The following is a 15,684-nucleotide window of genomic DNA, read 5'->3' as shown; positions in this document are numbered from 1 at the left end:
GTACTATATTGATAAGCTAATAAAACCATTATTACTATGTAAATAGTACCGACAAAAGATGATAATTATAAACACTATTATTTAGCTTTACTTAAGCACCAATATTTAATATAATGACCTAAAGTAAGTTACCTCGGAACGGCTAACTAGATATATTTTTTATCGGCGACTATCCTCTATATGATAGTCGCTGTATCTTTATGAATTTTTGTGAATTTTTTAGTTTGGTAAGTTAATAAGGAAAAGAAGAGAGGTTGATACCATGTCCAGAATCATTTATATCACAAATACTGACCAACTTAGGCTAAAGAAGCTAATTGATAAGGAAAAAGAGTTTAATGTTGGTACTAAAGAATATTTGATTAACTTGGAACAGGAATTAGATAGAGCGAATATAGTAACATCGCAAGAGATACCGCCTGATGTTATTACGATGAATTCAGAGGTATTATTAAGAGATTTAGATACCGAAGAAGAAATGGTTTATACCCTGGTTTACCCCGAAGAGGCAGACCTGCTTAATGATAAAATTTCTGTATTGGCTCCGGTAGGTACCGCGATTCTAGGGTACCGGATAGGGGATGTGCTGGAATGGAAAGTACCGGATGGTGTGGTAAAGTTGAGAGTAGAGAAATTGCTTTATCAGCCTGAGGCGGCGGGAGATTTTGATCTGTAATAAATATGTAAAAAACCCCTCTCCAACTGGATGGTAAAATAAACCATCTACAAGTGAAGAGGGGTTTTTGCTACGTTAAGGGTAGGTTATTGCATAGGGGTACCATTATCTATGACAATTTGGGATTCAAACACATAGGCATTATTCATGCGAGTTACTTCCTTGAAGAAGCTTAAGGGGACAAAGGTAGTTCCTTCAACTAATTCCGGGGCTGTTCCCAGTTGAATAGGAGAAGTTTTCATGTAAACGTAGTTATCTTTCCCTGGTGTTAAAGAGATACCTTGGCCAAGCATAATACTTTGCGACTCGTCACTCCAAGTCACGTCAAATCCTAGTGCTTCTGAGATGACACGAAGCGGTACCATGACAGTGCCTTGGTTATTAGTATAAGCAGCCGGGGCTTCTATTTTTTTGTTATTAACAATGATCTCTTTGGTTGAAACATCTCCAACAAGGGAGGCTTTTTCCTCATCTGTTACGTTATGAATGGGAGGAACTGCCTTTTCATACAATACCACAATTTGGGTTGGGTTTGTTTGAGCAGGGATACTTTTAGTAGTTACTCCATAAATTACGACCAGCTTTCTATTTGCGAGTTCGCCGTCAAAAACTGTTCCATCCTCTAAGGCAATTTTTGTATCCTCGTTAATATTGAGTTTTAAAGAATGGTCAGCACTAACTAAGTCTTTATCAAATACATCTACTTTAACATTTTGCTCTTTGTTTTCAACAGCAACAACTTTGGCGTTGTATTGTGGCGGGAAAATCATTAACATGGGAGCGTTGGCATCATAGAATCCGGTGATTACCGAGCCTACAATGATTTCCGCATTATTCACAACATAGGTTTCATTAGATACTACGATGTTGGCTGTTGACCCGCCTTCACTTTCCACCGTAATGAATTTTGAACCTTTCACATTTTCAGATTCTCTTATTTCTTTAACTGTGCCGGTAAAAGAGTTGAAATATGATTGTTTTGCACTTACTTCAGTGCTCGCTATATCGTTAGTAATTTGTAGATCTCCTGTGGTCGCCGCAAAAGCTGTTACGGATGTAGTTGATAAAATCGCAACCGATAAAAATCCTGCAAGTACATTTTTTAAGTTCATTCTGTCGTCTCCTTTTCGAAAAATTACTTACATCTTACTAGACGGTTATTACTTAAAAATGTTTCACAATATCTTTTATGACACAACCTAGTGTTGCAGAGTGTGAAGAGGGCTTCTTATACAGGCAGGGCTTCAGTAGGAAAAACAGCTCTTACTTTGTTTATAAAGCAAATGTCGTCTCTATAAGAATAACGCACCAACACCCTTGAAACAGGGGTTCGTGCGTTTTCCTGATGGCTACATTTACTTATTGGCAGGGGCGCTGAAATTACCCATCATACCGGGGCCAAAACCGTTACAGTTACCCATCATGCCAGAGCCCCTACCCATACCCATGCCGTACTGATTATGAAAATCCCTCATTTGGTCAAAGTGCTGGTTCCAGGCTTGGGCTTGATCTTCGGTCAATTGATTGTTTTTAACTGCATTGTCCAGCTGGGTTTTGTGCCAGTCAAACATTTGATTAAAGTATTGCTGGTTTTGGGTGCTGGGTGGTGTGTTTCCTTGGGTATTATCGCTGGCAGCGAAAGCAGCAGGTACCAGTAGGGCACCTAAGGCAAGAGTTACAATACCGGCAGTAATTTTACGTTTCATGATTCATTCCTCCATCTAATAGTTTTTAATTTATATTTAATTGTAGCCATTACCGTCTCATTTCTGGACGTTTTCAGCAGCCGCCCTTGCAGTGGGCCACTGCGGGGAGCATCCAGTGTTTTGTAAACATTTGGCTCACCTCCCGACCAGTTGTTGTTCTTACAGGTATTACTATAGCAAAGAAGTTTCACAAAACTGTTTCAGGAATATCACATTTTGTTTATATTTGCCCCCATAAAAAATAAAAAGGTTAAAAGTAGCAAGGTAATTTTTTAGTAATGGTTTATCCTTGCTAATTGGTTGGGCTAGCAACCTTCTCGCACTTTCAGAAAGTATAAAATTTCTATTGACGAAAGTATAAGAAAAACTAATGCTTCTGCCTGCGTCAAAGACTTGGCACAAGCCAAGTTTTTCTAACAAATTTAACATTTTTGTGACAATTATTTGCAAGCTTTGACAGGGTATATTTTTCCCTTTACTATAGACACAGGAATCCTTAAGGGATTAATGAAGGAGGTTTCTAGTATGAGCCCTTTACATGTACTAGTGGTAGATGATGAAGATAAAATTCGCCAGGTCATTGGCATTTATTTAACCAATGAGGGATATCAGGTGGGGGAAGCGAAAGACGGTGAGGAAGCTCTGCGTAAGTTCCGGGCCGAAGCCTGGGATGTAATCGTGCTGGATGTGATGATGCCTAAACTGGATGGAGTAACCGTGTGCCAGGAAATCCGCAAAGTCTCCAAGGTACCCATCATCATGTTGACGGCCAAAAATGATGAGGTAGACCGTATTCTAGGCTTGGAGTTTGGAGCCGATGACTATATGGGTAAACCCTTCAGCCCCCGGGAACTGGTGGCCCGCATTAAAGCGGTACTGCGCCGGACAGAGGCGGGGGAGAAAAAAGAAGAACACCTTTTAAAGTTACCTGGCATGAGCATTGATTTAATTAGTCGGGAAGTACTGGTTAAAGAAAAACCCATTACACTGACCCCCAAAGAATTTGATCTGCTGGCACTGTTGGCCCGGTCTAGCGGGCGTTCTTATAGCCGAGAGCAGCTTTTAGAGGAGGTTTGGGGTTTTGACTACTACGGAGACGTTAGGACCGTTGATACCCACGTTAACCGTTTGCGGGACAAGCTGCGGACGGACGGTGCTCCCTCCTATATTAAAACTGTTTGGGGTGTGGGCTATAAATTTGAGGTGGAATCATGAAGATTAACCACATTGTCACCAAACTGTGGGTGATCATGACCATTTTGCTGTTGTTGGTAATCGGCATCGTCGGTGCTGCCCAGAGTAGTTTTATGGAAGGTTTGTACTACGAGCAGCAGGTCAAGCAACTGACAACCTTGGGTGATAAGGTAGCAGATATTGCCCGGGCGGAGCAAGACCCGGTTGCTCTGGATCAGAAAGTAGCTTTCATTGCCGACCTGTATAATGCCAATGTAATGATTTTAAATGAAAAGGGCATTGTCATGCAGTGCCAGGGCATGGGCGTTAGTACCAAGAATATGCCGATGGACATGAACAACCCTCATCACGGGCCCATGGGGATGGAGGATTTAGAAAAACTCTACCAGGGTCAGGCGGTGGTCCACAAGGGCAACAACCCCTTCCTTAATACTGACGTATTATCGGTGGGCATTCCCTTTAAAGACGCTAATAATATCGAGCGAGCGGTCATGATACATGCTCCCCTAGATCCCATAGCAGATGAACTGAAACGATTGCAAAGGATAACCATCTACACCGCCGTCGGAGGTGTTATTCTAGCTGCCTTGCTAAGCTTGTTTTTCTCTAGGTTCCTTTCGAAGCCTCTGGTGAAAATGAACAAAGCGGCTCTGGCAATGGCCAGTGGCAATTATCAACAACGAGTGGACATTCAAACCAACGATGAAATTGGCCTACTAGCCAACTCTCTTAATACCCTAGCTTCTCGTTTGCAGGAAAAAATCAGCCTACTGGAACAACAGGAGCAAATCCGCCGGGAGTTCGTCACCAATGTTGCTCACGAAATCAAAACTCCCCTGACGGTCATGCAGGGTTTCACCGAGACCATGATTGACGGGTTGGTGAAAACGGAACAGGAACGGGATGAGTATCTTCAGAACATTTTGGAGGAAATTAATCGCCTTAGGCGCCTAGTTAACGATTTATTGGATTTAAAGCGTATGGAAGAGGGGTACTTTGATTTTGATCAAGAACCTTGTGATTTACGAGAGATTATTGACCGGGTGCAGCGAAAGCTAGCTCAATTTGCTATTGAAAAAGGTCTGCAAATGGAAATCAATATAGAGAAGAAGCTACCTTCTGTCATCTGTAACAGTGACCGTATCGAAAGGGTGTTGATTAACCTAATTGCGAATGCTATCAGACATACCCCTGCCGGGGGTAAAATTGGCCTCCGTGTGACCACTAAGGCCAATCAAGTGCACCTGCGCATCAGCGATACCGGTGAAGGCATTACACCGGAGGATCTACCCATGATCTGGGAGCGTTTTTACAAAGGGGATAAGTCCCGTGCCCGGATCCAAGGCGGCACTGGTTTGGGGTTGGCCATCGTGAAGAGGATTGTAGAGGGCCACGGAGGCCAGATTAATGTAGCTAGTAAGCTAAACGAAGGAACCACCTTCAATATTGTTCTGCCGGTTAAACACTGTAAGGAGTAATGTGTTACAAAAATGTGAAACAGTTGTTATAGCTTTGTAAAACTTCTTTGTTATCCTATGGATTAAGAAATCAAAGTTACACTTTGAAACAAAGGAGTGAGCAAACTATGATGATGACGTTTGCTGATGGTATCACAGGTTTTCTCTGGTCCTTGATGATGATAGTAGGTATGACTTTACCGATACTTCTGATGATTTGGGCTCTGTCAGCCGTGGGGGAACGAGTTGCTGAAAGGAAAACCAGTGGCTCCACACGGCTGGACAAGGGAGAGATTACAGTGGATGATTTTCAAAGACTAAGGAACCAATAACTTAGGCCTGTGGCAAATATAAATCTAAAAGGATGATAGTATAAAAACAACAAGCCAGGTAGCGAAAATTTTACTACCTGGCTTGTTGTTTTAGTTGTGCCTGTTCATTCCCATATGACCGCCTTGAGCAGGGTCTGTGTGGGGGGAGGAACCGGAACTGCTACTATCCGGCATAGAGTGATGGTTCATAGGTCCCTGGGGAGAATGCATCGGGGTTTGATCAGATGCGCCGGGCATCATCGTTCCCTTTTCCATGTGACCCTGCTGGTTTTGCAGATGTCCCTTAACTTCCATATAATGATGGCCAAAGACGTCGCCAGCTTTGACACCTGCCTGAGATAAGGCGGTGGGTACATCCTGTTGCTTCAGCAGGTCAAGTTTTACAGGTTGATTTTGCTGTTTGCATTCTTCGTAGACAGCGTACTTACCCAGGGGCATTCCGGCCTTTTCGGCTGCTTGGATCATTCCTTGGGGCTGGCTGGTTACCACCAGTGACCCCTGGTAGCCCTGCTTTTCAAGTTGATCGTAAAGGAAGTCTTTTAATTGCTGTTCAGTTATATGGGGAAGGTTTTGCTCATTTATTTTAATCAAAGTGCCGATCACCATAGTCTGTTTTTCTAAATAATCCTGTTCCAGGCTGTATTGTAATAACTTACCCAGGGCAGCATAAAGGTCCTGCCCCTTTAGGGTGGTGGCAAAATCATTATCTGGTTGACCGACTATATTAGTCTGGGTGACTTTGCCCTCTGCATCCACCCATAACCCAAATTCCGGTTGCCAGGCGAGGTTTATATAGGCTGCCGCTGCCGGGGTAGGAGCGAAATTGGGTATCAGGCCGGTGAAGAGGATTAAAAGTACCGCCGCTGCCACGGCTAACATCTTGGGCTTGGCTAGTAAAGCCGGAGGCTTTACATAGACGGTAGAGCCCACTGGCGGGGCCGGTTTGATGTGGGTAGTTAGGTATTGACCGTCTTCAGTGTAGACCAATACATTTTTGTAGTTCTCTCTGTGGGTCATAACCACTGCTTTTACTTTTGCCATATGTTATTACCTCTCTGTCTCGGGGCTGAATGGTTTGGTGAACCTCTGAAGGGCCAAGAGGTCCGGCTCGGTGAACAGGAGTACCGTAGCAATAATGTATTTACGCCCCTTTTCCAGTACGCGGGTACTGAGGCCGGTAATATCAATCAATTCTTTAGCAGGGAGCTTCCGGGTATTACGCAGGCAGCCCAGCAGGTCTTCGTTATGGAGAATGGTCATGGCCACCTGAAACAATTTTTCTCGGCTATCCCGGTGCTTGGGGGAACACTGCACCAGATCCTCCAGAGTAATGCTGTACTTGCTTAAATGCTGTTGGAATAGTTCGATGGTTGCGGCCATTCTTTCCTGCTGCAAACCTTCTTGATAGGAGTTATGAGATTGTTGCTCTAGCAAGAGTAGCATATTATTTTCAGCTTGATCGGGGCTCGCTGCTAGCAACAGTTCGTATTTAGCAGGATTTCTTCGAAAGTAATCCGTCAGACGTCGTTGCATTACGGTGTAAGCGAAGGAGGAGAAGGAAGCATTCTGGTTAAAATCATAGCTGTTAATGGCCTCATTGAAAGCCAACAGGGCAATGCTTAGTTCATCATCATTTTCCCAGTTTAAAAAACGTTTGCAGATACGGGAACTTACCCGGGCGATGTAGTCCCGGTGCTTTACAATGAGTTCCTCTCTGGCCCTTGCTTCGCCGTCTTTTGCTTTTTGCAATAATCGCTTGAGTGTAAATTGAAACATTGTTTTCCTCCGCTATTAGACATTCGCAATGGACCAGTCTGTTTCGGTGGGTTAACTAAAATAATTAGGAAAAAGTACAAATCGCCCCTAGTATAAAATTGTAGCAGGCAGGTTTCACAAAACTTTTACATAGATGTTACATTTACGTGATAATTTGAACTGGTACAATGTTCCAACATCTGACCCACCCAAAAAATGTTTTTACATACGAACGAGTAGGTGAAAAGGAAAAAGGGGGATCTGAAAACCCGGAGTTCCCCCAAAAAATCATCAGGAGGTTTAACAAATGCTAAGCAAAAAGAAATTGATTATCGGAGCTTCCACTTTAATTTTGGCTATTTCAGTGGTGGGAGCAGCCTACGCCCTGCCCATGACCAACACCCCCATGCCAGGCCAGCATACCGATGCTGCCAAGGCCACTATAACCATGAGGCAAAATGCTACCGGGCCGACGGCTGAAGTAAGTATTGAGGATATGCAGGAAGCAATGTCTAAGACAATACCTGCTGGACAGGCCATGCACCAGCAAACAATGAATTACCCAATGAGCCAAAACAGTCAGCCGATGGCTCATAACCACCAGGGAATGACCCATAAACATCAAGCCATGTCTGGTTCTGCAATGACCGGACAGCCAATGGCCAGTGGCCATAGGGGCTTTGATAAATAAATAGAGAAGAGAGCAAAGAAGCCAACCTCCTGCCTGAGGTTGGCTTCTTCCTTAACATAAGGTTGTTGTTTGTAAGACTATAGATCGATTGCAGTTATAAAGAAAGCAGCACTGTAAGTCTGCTCTAACAGGAAACTTCTTCTTTTAACCGTTTATATTTGTCGGATATTTATTGTTTACCCAACTGGGTTGTTTTAAAAAGATGGCCCTATGCAAGGGCCAACTCATATGAAAGATGGTAACGGAGGTCTTACATTTTTAAATATATAGCAAGGTTGTTACAATCCTGTCACAGGAAGATTACTTTTTTGTGATATTTAAAACCTTAATCAATAAATAAAGGTAGATATTTCTATACAATTTCTATATACAGTTATTTGTGTAAATAGAAATTTTTACGGAGGGCATTACTAGATTGAAACCAAAAACTTGACAAAGCAAATATAATAAGTGATACTTATAATAAGTAATACTTATTATATTGCATGGTGATTAATGCAGATGAAAATAGAAGAATCTCTGGGATTTAAGTTGGCAAAAGCATCACAGCGTATGTTTGGGCTTTTTGAAGACTATCTAATACGGGCCGACATCACATCCAAGCAAAATGGAGCTATGCTGATTATCCATGAATACCCAAACTTAACGCAAAAAGAGGTTGCCAACATTCAACGGGTTGACCAGACAACAATGGGACAGATAATCGATCAGCTTGAAAAAAAGCAGTTTGTAATGCGTGTGAAGCATCCAACGGACAGGAGAGCCTATTGCCTCGTCTTAACTGATGCTGGCGAAGATTTGATTACATCATTGTGGGCCGACATGAAGCGTTGTGAGGCTACTTTTCTGCAAAAGCTCAATCAGGATGAAATCGAACAGTTATTTAAATTGTTAGATAAAATTGAAAGGGAGTAGGAAGCAATGAGTAAAATGGATTATTTCAAAGCAAAAGTTGAGGCTACAATCAGTCCTATGGACTTTACCCATGCATCAAAGGCCGAACCAGACAAGTTCTTGCTGGTTGATGTGCGTAATGCGCCGCCACATATTATGAAGCAGAAAATTGCGGGAGCAAAGCACCTTCCTTTGGCCCAACTTGCGGAAAAGCTGGGTGAGCTGCCGAAAGATAAAACAATTGTTGTGTACTGCTGGGAAACATGGTGCAACATGGCTGCCAAAGCAGCGATTATACTATTGGAGAATGGCTATGATGTTCTTGAGCTGACGGGTGGTATTGCAGCTTGGACAACGATGGGATTTCCCGTTGAATCAGTAGAATAATAGCCTGTACTATGCAAAGAAGCCGAGCGTTTGAAACGCTCGGCTTCTTTGCATAGTACAATGTTTTCTCTCATAAATAGGAAAAGCCAGCTTTGTATTAAGATGAAAGCTGGCTTTTTGACAGTCTGAGACGTCTTTGTAAAAGGACGTTTTTTCTTTTTGTAAAACTTTTGCCAATTGTTATCAGAGAACAAAGTATTCTACAATCGAATTTTTATTTATATCACAAAAACGTGAAACTTTTGTAACAGCCCTGTGAACTTTATCAGGTATCATAGCCATGTGAAAATATACGAGCCCTCGGATAGCTAGTTAGAAAAAGAAAATGGATAGAAAGGGTGGCAAGATGTGAGGTTAAAATGGTTTAGTTTATTGCTAGCATTTATGCTGGCGGCGGGTCCCTTAGTAGGCAGCGCAATGGCGGCAGGAGATCACGCGGATCCCCATGCTGGCCATGATATGAGTACTATGAACCACTCGGATCAAACGAGCGAACATGATATGAATGATATGAATGATATGGAAGGCATGACCCATGATACTTCTGCAAGTGAGCATGGAGGAAATGTAGGAGGAGACCAAGGTTCCTCTCACGACAGCCATGACATAGGTGGCAATGGTGGTCATGATTCCCAAGACCCCAACGCGCCTCCTAACTGGCCAGTGATTTATGGTTTTGGTGTTTTTAACTTAATGGTGATTATTGCTGCTGCGTTATTGAAAAACAAGGGTGTAAATGGGGTGAATTAAGTTGAGTCAACATAAAGGCAGTCAACTACTGAAAAATATATTAAAGAGTAAGTGGTATCCGGGAATCTTCCAATGGCCTACGCTAATTGTGTTTGCTGTAATTATGTATGAGTTATTAATTGGCATTCCGGTAGCCCACGACAACTTTGGTACAGCCATGACCTGGGTCTTGTGGTGGCCCATTATTCCGTTGATTTTTCTATTGGTCGGTCGTTTCTGGTGTGCCATCTGTCCCTTTGCCACTGTAAGTGATTTGGTTCAAAAGTTTGTTGGTAATAAGCGTCCGGTACCCAAGTTTTTGAAAAAATATGGTATCTGGATTATCGATGCGCTATTCATTTTGATTACCTGGGCGGACCATATTTGGGGTATTGTAGGGTCTCCCAGAGGTTCCGGGGTATTGCTTCTAATGCTTACTACCGGTGTCATTGTAGCTGGAGCCTTCTTTGAAAGGAGAACATGGTGCCGCTACCTATGCTTTATCGGTGGTTTGGCGGGCAACTATTCCCGTGCTGGTGCACTTCAGCTACGGGGTACACCGGAAATCTGCGCCAAGTGTACCGTTTCTGCTTGCTATAAAGGCAGTGAAAAGGCTCCAGGGTGTCCCATGTTTGAATTCCCTAAAACAATGGATAATAGTGCCCGCTGTAATTTCTGCGGTGATTGTGTAAAAAACTGCCCTAATGATTCGATCACTGTTTCTACAAGAATTCCTACCAAGGAACTATGGTTTATTCGCAAACCTAAGCTAGAAGAATCCTTCCTGGCTATTGTTATCATGGGTATTGTGTTCGTACAGAACATCACCATGTTAGAAGTGTGGGGGGGAATTCAGCAGTGGATGGGTAACCTACTGGGTACCGGCAATAACGATGTTATCTTTACCGTCACCTTTATTGTGGCAATGGCTATCCCAGCACTTATTCTCTACCTAACAAGTTGGTTTGCTTCCTTAAAGAACTCTGACAATGCGTTGATGAATTTAACCAAATTTGGATATGCGTTAATCCCGCTGGACTTTGCCGGTCATATGGCTCACAATCTGTTCCACCTGCTGGCTGAAGGAAAGTCCGTGCTATTCACTGGATTGGCTTTATTGGGTATCAAGAACGAGGGGGCATCTGCTGCCCTAGTGGGTATGGAAACTATTGTATTCTTGCAGTATGCTCTACTGGCTCTGGGTACTCTAGCCTCTATCTATACAGCATACCGTATTGCTAAGGCTAACTACAAAGGAGAAGAGGTTAGGAGTACCGTGATTCCTTATTCCGTCCTCATCTTGGTACTGGTAGCCTTTAACATCTACCTGTTCCTGTTGCCGATGGCTCATAGAATGTAAAGATGCAAAAAAAATCCCGTATTACTGTATAAAAGTGGTGCGGGATTTTTTGTACTTAAGAAACAAACTATCTACAGCATTACCTGGCAGGGTAGACGGCAAGGAGTATAAAACACAACGTCGAATAAGAAAAATATGCTCATGACTATTAAAAAGGTTACAAAGACAGGGTTTTAAATGGAGGACTATCTTATGAACAAGATAAAGACCATCTTGAAAGATCACTATGCTCTAGATCATATCACCGTTTCACCGGAGCAAGGAGGTTGGTCAGCACTCGCATTTAAAGTGATTAATCACAAGCATAGCTACTTCTTAAAGGTATATGAGAAAAGTAGAGTGTCCACACTAAAATGGACAGCTTTAATAGATCATTATGTTCCAATCATGGCTTGGCTGCTGGATAATACTGGCTTGAAAGGTAAAATTCCAGTACCTTTGTTAACAATAAACGGCGATTATAAGTGTGAAGATGTTGATGGAATTTATCTTCTTTATGAATATATTAACGGAGAAACAATTGGCGAAAACAAATTAACAGAAAAGCAAGTAGGAGAGCTCTCTGAGATCCTAGCCGAACTTCATTTATATGGAGAAGATGTTCCGCTAGACACGGATGCCGTTAAGGAAGATTTTTATGTTCCGTTTTTGCAGCAGCTAAGGAGCACATTGTGTAAAGAACACAACTTTATTCCGGATGATGTATGGGAATTGATAAATTCCCATAATGACCAAATCAATGGCCTTATTGATATCCTAGAAAAACTGTCCGTACGTTTAAAAAACAGTTATGTAAGAATGGCCCTGTGCCATACCGATCTTCATAATTGGAATCTGATGCAATCCGCGCAACAACTGATATTGATTGACTGGGAAGGGCTGAAATTAGCACCTGTTGAAGCTGATTTGATGTTTTTAGTTGACAAGCCATACTATGATAAATTTTTAAATATTTATCGGAAATTCCATGATTCTTTTGAAATTAATCCTGATGCCCTGCAGTTTTATCAGGTCAGACGAAAACTGGAAGATATCTGGGAGTTTATTGAACAACTTTCATTAGACAATCAAAATGCACAGGAAAGGGTGCTTACTAAAAATTATTTAATTAAAGAACTGAAAGATATAAGTGAACGATAAGCTGGAACATTTACGGATTAATTATTAACTAATGAACAAAAGTGGTTTATTTGTGTCATTGGGCATATGGGTGACGACACAAAACTTCTTGTAAAAAATGATTCAATGAGCTTCTAGAAGTATCACAATAAGATCTAGTTGGATTAATAGGATCAAGTCTTGAGGTTTTATAATTTCAATATTTTGTGTGCGTATTTTTTAGTTTATTCAGGGTGGAAGGGAAGGCGCAAATAACTGTGTGAGCCGGGGTAAGCCTTCCTTAGTTTTTTATTGTTATTATATTTCCATCGTTGGAGGTTTTGTCTCTGGTATAGTTTATGGTATACAGAGCATTAATGAGTACATCATATTAGTAAAACCGTTCCCGTTTACGAAAGTTCTCAGCCCTGCAATATCAAGGGTTGAGGATTTTTTAGTTTTTATATGAGAATATATTTCTTATAAAACCGAATAACTTAATATGTTCCCATAGCGTAAAAAATAAGTAAATTTATTCCCATATGTTTGGTATTAAAACAGAGTTTTATAAAAAATTCCAATAAGTTATGAACATTTTGGATAATTTTAACGTCTGTATAATTGAAAGTCGAAATAGCATATAAAAAGTCATATCAAGTCGAAAAACAAAATTTGAGAGGTATTGAATGAGCCGAAAGATCCCTGTTTGGATACCCCCAAGAGGTAAGTATGGGAGTACCATATATGAAGACTATAGTCCAAAGTTAAAAAGAATTGTTCGTTCATACAGTTCACTGGAAAGAGATCATTTTGTGTTAGTAGAAACCGCTCCCCAAATAATTGATTTTTGTGAACAGTGCGAAAGAATACAGGGAGTCGTGAATGGGGAGTTGGTTGAATCTATCATTGATTATTGGTTGTTATATGCAGATGGAACAGAAGTGTATCGTGAAATAAAATACTCTGCTGATCTACAACCTTCCTCAAAAAAATTTGGAAAAGCACTCCGGCAAATATCGGCACAAAAAGAATACTGCTCTAGAAACTCTTACAATCACGAAGTCTTTACAGATGAAAATATTAGAGATAAACGACTACTCATTACTAATTTGAGGTTTTTAATACCATTTGGTAGGGATGAAAGACGTTGCAAAGAAGCTGAAAAGCTAGTTCTTAAAGAGTTGATGAAATTCGAGCAACTCAGCATTTATAAATTATACAAGAATATCAATTATAATGAAGAATCGCTTAAATACGCCGTATATTACCTGCTTTACAAAAGAAGACTTCAAGCAGATTTAGATAATCAACCACTGGGACCTAGAACGGAGGTTAGATTGTGCCAAAACCAAGAGTAACTTCTAAAGCTTTAATGAGCATTGACAGAATAGATACTTCCGTTTGGAAACAAGTTTTTCCTGATTCATTACCAGAAAAGGAAAGGGAAATTTATTTAAATAGAAAAAGTGCTGTTGATGATTATCTCCAGGGAAAAAGGAAAGTGGAGGATATTGCTACAATACACGGGATCTCCAGAAGATGGCTAAGTACACTCGTAAATAGATGTTTAATGGAACATCCAGATGGGGATATTTGGGGATATCGTGCATTAATACCAAACACAACTGTTAAAGAGAGAAAAAGCAAAGATTTATCAGAATGCAAACCGCATTCGAAATATGGAGGCCTGTCAGGTGCATTTAGAAACCTATTAGACTCTTATCCAGAATTAGAAGATTATATAAAAAAAGAATGGCTCGGAATTAAAAAGCACAAAGATCCTGAACTTCTTTTAGAGAATAGAATTAGTTTTAAGGTTATGCACAGAAGGTTTAGGGATAAATGCCGGGCGCTTGGTATTGAGAGTCATATGTATCCTTTTAATACTAAAAAAATCGCGTGGAGTTCATTAAGAACTTTTTGTAAACTTCTTGAAGAACGACATTTCGCAACTGCTGCCAAATCACGTTATGGAGAAAGAGCTGGAAGACTAGCCCGAAATGTACCGCAAGAAGAGAGGTACTATGTTGACCGTCCATATCATAGAGTGGAATTTGACGCTCATAGAATAGATTACTTAATGATGGTAATTTTCAAATTACCCAACGGAGATACTCAAACTCAATTATTAAAAAGACTATGGATTTTAACTATTATAGATACTGCAACACGGTGCATATTGGGTAAATACATTTCCTTTCACGAAAATTACACATCTGAAGATGTGTTAAGGTGCATTCAAAATGCAATAGTTCCGTGGAAAAAAAAGGAACTTCAAATACCTGGGCTTACATATAATAAAGATGCTGGCATGCCATCGGATATTAAAGAATGTGCTTGGGGCCTATGGGATGAGATAAGTTATGATAATGCAAAATCAAATATTTCTCAGATCGTTGTAGACAGATTAGAAAACTACTTATATTCATCCGTAATTAGAGGTCCTGTTGAAACGCCGGAATTTAGATCAATACAAGAGACCTTTTACCGAACGTTGGAGGAAAGTTTTGGTCATAGGTTGCCAAGCACTACAGGATCTTCAACAAGTGATATAAGAAGACAGAATCCCGAAAAAATGGCTTTACAATATAAAATAACCCACGATGAATTGGAAGAACTATCAGATGTAGTTATAGCAAATTATAATGGAGAGCCCCATTCTGAACTGTATTGGCATTCCCCACTTGAGACTTTAAAACAAAGATTAACACCGTATGAATCTGAGGAACCCAGATTTGAGATAAGAATATTGCCTGAATCTGAGAGAGATAATCTTAGGTTTTTCACAATGACTGATAAGAGAAAAGTCGTAGGTAATATTAAGCAAGGCAGAAGACCTTATATTAATTGGAAGAACGCAAGATATACCAGTTCAATATTAGCTGATTCCCCAGATCTAATTGGCAAAACCTTGAGTCTGGAGATTGATATTGACGATGTAAGAAGAATTCGTGCATATTTACCTAGTGGCGCAGAACTTGGAGAATTATATGCTGTAGGTGGGTGGGGGAGAACTAAACACAGTTTAAAAACTAGAGAAACTATAATACAGCTATATAATGAAAAACAACTACATTACCTTTCAAATGATGACCCTATTATAATATATCAAAATTTTCTACGCGAGAAAAGCAAAAAAGATAGAGCTTCCGCTAATGCATTGGTCACTTTAATAAGAGGTGCGGAAGAATCTGGAGACTATGATAATATTGTCCATGAAGACAACCTAACCCCCACTAACGCTAATAATAAATCCAAAAAAGCAAATACAGAAAATAATATTACAAAAGATGAAGCAAGTGAGAGATCAAATGAAACAAACTTTAACAAAATAGACAACGGTGATAATAATTCGGTTAATACACCTAAGTTAAGATTGTTGAAAAAAGCAATAGTATTTTAAAG

At 40.7% G+C, this 15,684-nt stretch carries 16 protein-coding genes; 12 read left to right on the top strand and 4 right to left on the bottom strand.

What is annotated here, in order from left to right; all coding sequences use genetic code 11:
• Positions 1-262 precede the first annotated feature (262 nt).
• Positions 263-676, top strand: a complete 414-nt coding sequence (rnk, locus tag BUA78_RS13705) for a nucleoside diphosphate kinase regulator (RefSeq protein ID WP_072915583.1) — start codon at positions 263-265, stop codon at positions 674-676.
• A gap of 86 nt (positions 677-762) precedes the next feature.
• On the opposite strand, the gene BUA78_RS13700 is transcribed toward rnk, so the two are convergent.
• Entirely contained in the window at positions 763-1,788 is a 1,026-nt protein-coding gene (locus BUA78_RS13700; RefSeq protein ID WP_072915580.1) for a copper amine oxidase N-terminal domain-containing protein, read from the bottom strand.
• Between the two features lie 243 nt (positions 1,789-2,031).
• The gene (locus BUA78_RS13695; protein WP_072915577.1) at positions 2,032-2,382 is read right to left on the bottom strand and encodes a hypothetical protein; all 351 of its coding nucleotides are present in this window, start codon (positions 2,380-2,382) and stop codon (positions 2,032-2,034) included.
• A gap of 525 nt (positions 2,383-2,907) precedes the next feature.
• On the opposite strand from BUA78_RS13695, the gene BUA78_RS13690 reads away from it, so the two are divergent.
• The 3 genes from BUA78_RS13690 to BUA78_RS13680 all read left to right on the top strand — a co-directional run bounded on the left by BUA78_RS13690 (position 2,908) and on the right by BUA78_RS13680 (position 5,365).
• Positions 2,908-3,597, top strand: a complete 690-nt coding sequence (locus BUA78_RS13690) for a response regulator transcription factor (protein ID WP_072915574.1) — start codon at positions 2,908-2,910, stop codon at positions 3,595-3,597.
• Positions 3,594-5,054, top strand: a complete 1,461-nt coding sequence (locus BUA78_RS13685; protein WP_072915572.1) for a sensor histidine kinase — start codon at positions 3,594-3,596, stop codon at positions 5,052-5,054. The genes BUA78_RS13690 and BUA78_RS13685 overlap by 4 nt, the downstream gene beginning before the upstream one ends.
• Before the next feature lie 107 nt (positions 5,055-5,161).
• Positions 5,162-5,365, top strand: coding sequence for a hypothetical protein (locus BUA78_RS13680; RefSeq protein WP_072915569.1), 204 nt, complete (start codon positions 5,162-5,164; stop codon positions 5,363-5,365).
• 90 nt (positions 5,366-5,455) lie between these two features.
• Here the strand turns inward: BUA78_RS13680 and BUA78_RS13675 are convergent, their stop codons facing one another.
• Together BUA78_RS13675 and sigI are read right to left on the bottom strand one after the other, a co-directional pair.
• Positions 5,456-6,406, bottom strand: a complete 951-nt coding sequence (locus BUA78_RS13675) for an anti-sigma-I factor RsgI family protein (RefSeq protein ID WP_072915566.1) — start codon at positions 6,404-6,406, stop codon at positions 5,456-5,458.
• A 6-nt stretch (positions 6,407-6,412) separates the two neighbouring features.
• Entirely contained in the window at positions 6,413-7,141 is a 729-nt protein-coding gene (gene sigI, locus BUA78_RS13670) for an RNA polymerase sigma-I factor (RefSeq protein WP_072915564.1), read from the bottom strand.
• A 286-nt stretch (positions 7,142-7,427) separates the two neighbouring features.
• Here sigI and BUA78_RS13665 point away from each other — a divergent pair, with 286 nt between their 5' ends.
• The 8 genes from BUA78_RS13665 to BUA78_RS13630 all read left to right on the top strand — a co-directional run bounded on the left by BUA78_RS13665 (position 7,428) and on the right by BUA78_RS13630 (position 15,682).
• Positions 7,428-7,811, top strand: coding sequence for a hypothetical protein (locus tag BUA78_RS13665; protein ID WP_072915561.1), 384 nt, complete (start codon positions 7,428-7,430; stop codon positions 7,809-7,811).
• A 501-nt stretch (positions 7,812-8,312) separates the two neighbouring features.
• The gene (locus BUA78_RS13660; protein WP_072915558.1) at positions 8,313-8,726 is read left to right on the top strand and encodes a MarR family winged helix-turn-helix transcriptional regulator; all 414 of its coding nucleotides are present in this window, start codon (positions 8,313-8,315) and stop codon (positions 8,724-8,726) included.
• Positions 8,727-8,732: 6 nt separating this feature from the next.
• Complete coding sequence (locus BUA78_RS13655; RefSeq protein WP_072915556.1) at positions 8,733-9,092, top strand: rhodanese-like domain-containing protein; 360 nt, start codon at positions 8,733-8,735, stop codon at positions 9,090-9,092.
• Positions 9,093-9,440: 348 nt separating this feature from the next.
• A complete protein-coding gene (locus BUA78_RS13650) occupies positions 9,441-9,842 on the top strand; it encodes a hypothetical protein (protein ID WP_238456828.1) in 402 nt (133 codons plus the stop codon).
• 1 nt (position 9,843) lies between these two features.
• The gene (locus BUA78_RS13645) at positions 9,844-11,181 is read left to right on the top strand and encodes a 4Fe-4S binding protein (protein WP_084082433.1); all 1,338 of its coding nucleotides are present in this window, start codon (positions 9,844-9,846) and stop codon (positions 11,179-11,181) included.
• 192 nt (positions 11,182-11,373) lie between these two features.
• Positions 11,374-12,321 (top strand): phosphotransferase family protein, encoded by a 948-nt coding sequence (locus tag BUA78_RS13640; protein WP_072915553.1) that lies wholly within the window; start codon positions 11,374-11,376, stop codon positions 12,319-12,321.
• A 770-nt stretch (positions 12,322-13,091) separates the two neighbouring features.
• Entirely contained in the window at positions 13,092-13,637 is a 546-nt protein-coding gene (locus BUA78_RS13635; RefSeq protein ID WP_139257392.1) for a TnsA endonuclease N-terminal domain-containing protein, read from the top strand.
• Positions 13,619-15,682, top strand: coding sequence for a hypothetical protein (locus BUA78_RS13630; RefSeq protein WP_072915549.1), 2,064 nt, complete (start codon positions 13,619-13,621; stop codon positions 15,680-15,682). The genes BUA78_RS13635 and BUA78_RS13630 overlap by 19 nt, the downstream gene beginning before the upstream one ends.
• Positions 15,683-15,684 lie beyond the last annotated feature (2 nt).

This window comes from Desulforamulus aeronauticus DSM 10349, from assembly GCF_900142375.1.
Taxonomy (GTDB): domain Bacteria; phylum Bacillota; class Desulfotomaculia; order Desulfotomaculales; family Desulfotomaculaceae; genus Desulfotomaculum; species Desulfotomaculum aeronauticum.
Note: the sequence above shows the minus strand (reverse complement) of the source record. Positions and strands in the feature narration are given on the sequence as shown.

Excerpts from the sequence above, each read along its gene's own strand:
- BUA78_RS13675 (WP_072915566.1), bottom strand. The coding sequence starts at position 6,406 with ATGGCAAAAGTAAAAGCAGTGGTTATGACCCACAGAGAGAACTACAAA.
- BUA78_RS13665 (WP_072915561.1), top strand. The coding sequence starts at position 7,428 with ATGCTAAGCAAAAAGAAATTGATTATCGGAGCTTCCACTTTAATTTTG.
- BUA78_RS13685 (WP_072915572.1), top strand. The coding sequence starts at position 3,594 with ATGAAGATTAACCACATTGTCACCAAACTGTGGGTGATCATGACCATT.
- BUA78_RS13660 (WP_072915558.1), top strand. The coding sequence starts at position 8,313 with ATGAAAATAGAAGAATCTCTGGGATTTAAGTTGGCAAAAGCATCACAG.
- BUA78_RS13640 (WP_072915553.1), top strand. The coding sequence starts at position 11,374 with ATGAACAAGATAAAGACCATCTTGAAAGATCACTATGCTCTAGATCAT.
- BUA78_RS13700 (WP_072915580.1), bottom strand. The coding sequence starts at position 1,788 with ATGAACTTAAAAAATGTACTTGCAGGATTTTTATCGGTTGCGATTTTA.
- sigI (WP_072915564.1), bottom strand. The coding sequence starts at position 7,141 with ATGTTTCAATTTACACTCAAGCGATTATTGCAAAAAGCAAAAGACGGC.
- BUA78_RS13680 (WP_072915569.1), top strand. The coding sequence starts at position 5,162 with ATGATGATGACGTTTGCTGATGGTATCACAGGTTTTCTCTGGTCCTTG.
- rnk (WP_072915583.1), top strand. The coding sequence starts at position 263 with ATGTCCAGAATCATTTATATCACAAATACTGACCAACTTAGGCTAAAG.
- BUA78_RS13690 (WP_072915574.1), top strand. The coding sequence starts at position 2,908 with ATGAGCCCTTTACATGTACTAGTGGTAGATGATGAAGATAAAATTCGC.
- BUA78_RS13655 (WP_072915556.1), top strand. The coding sequence starts at position 8,733 with ATGAGTAAAATGGATTATTTCAAAGCAAAAGTTGAGGCTACAATCAGT.
- BUA78_RS13695 (WP_072915577.1), bottom strand. The coding sequence starts at position 2,382 with ATGAAACGTAAAATTACTGCCGGTATTGTAACTCTTGCCTTAGGTGCC.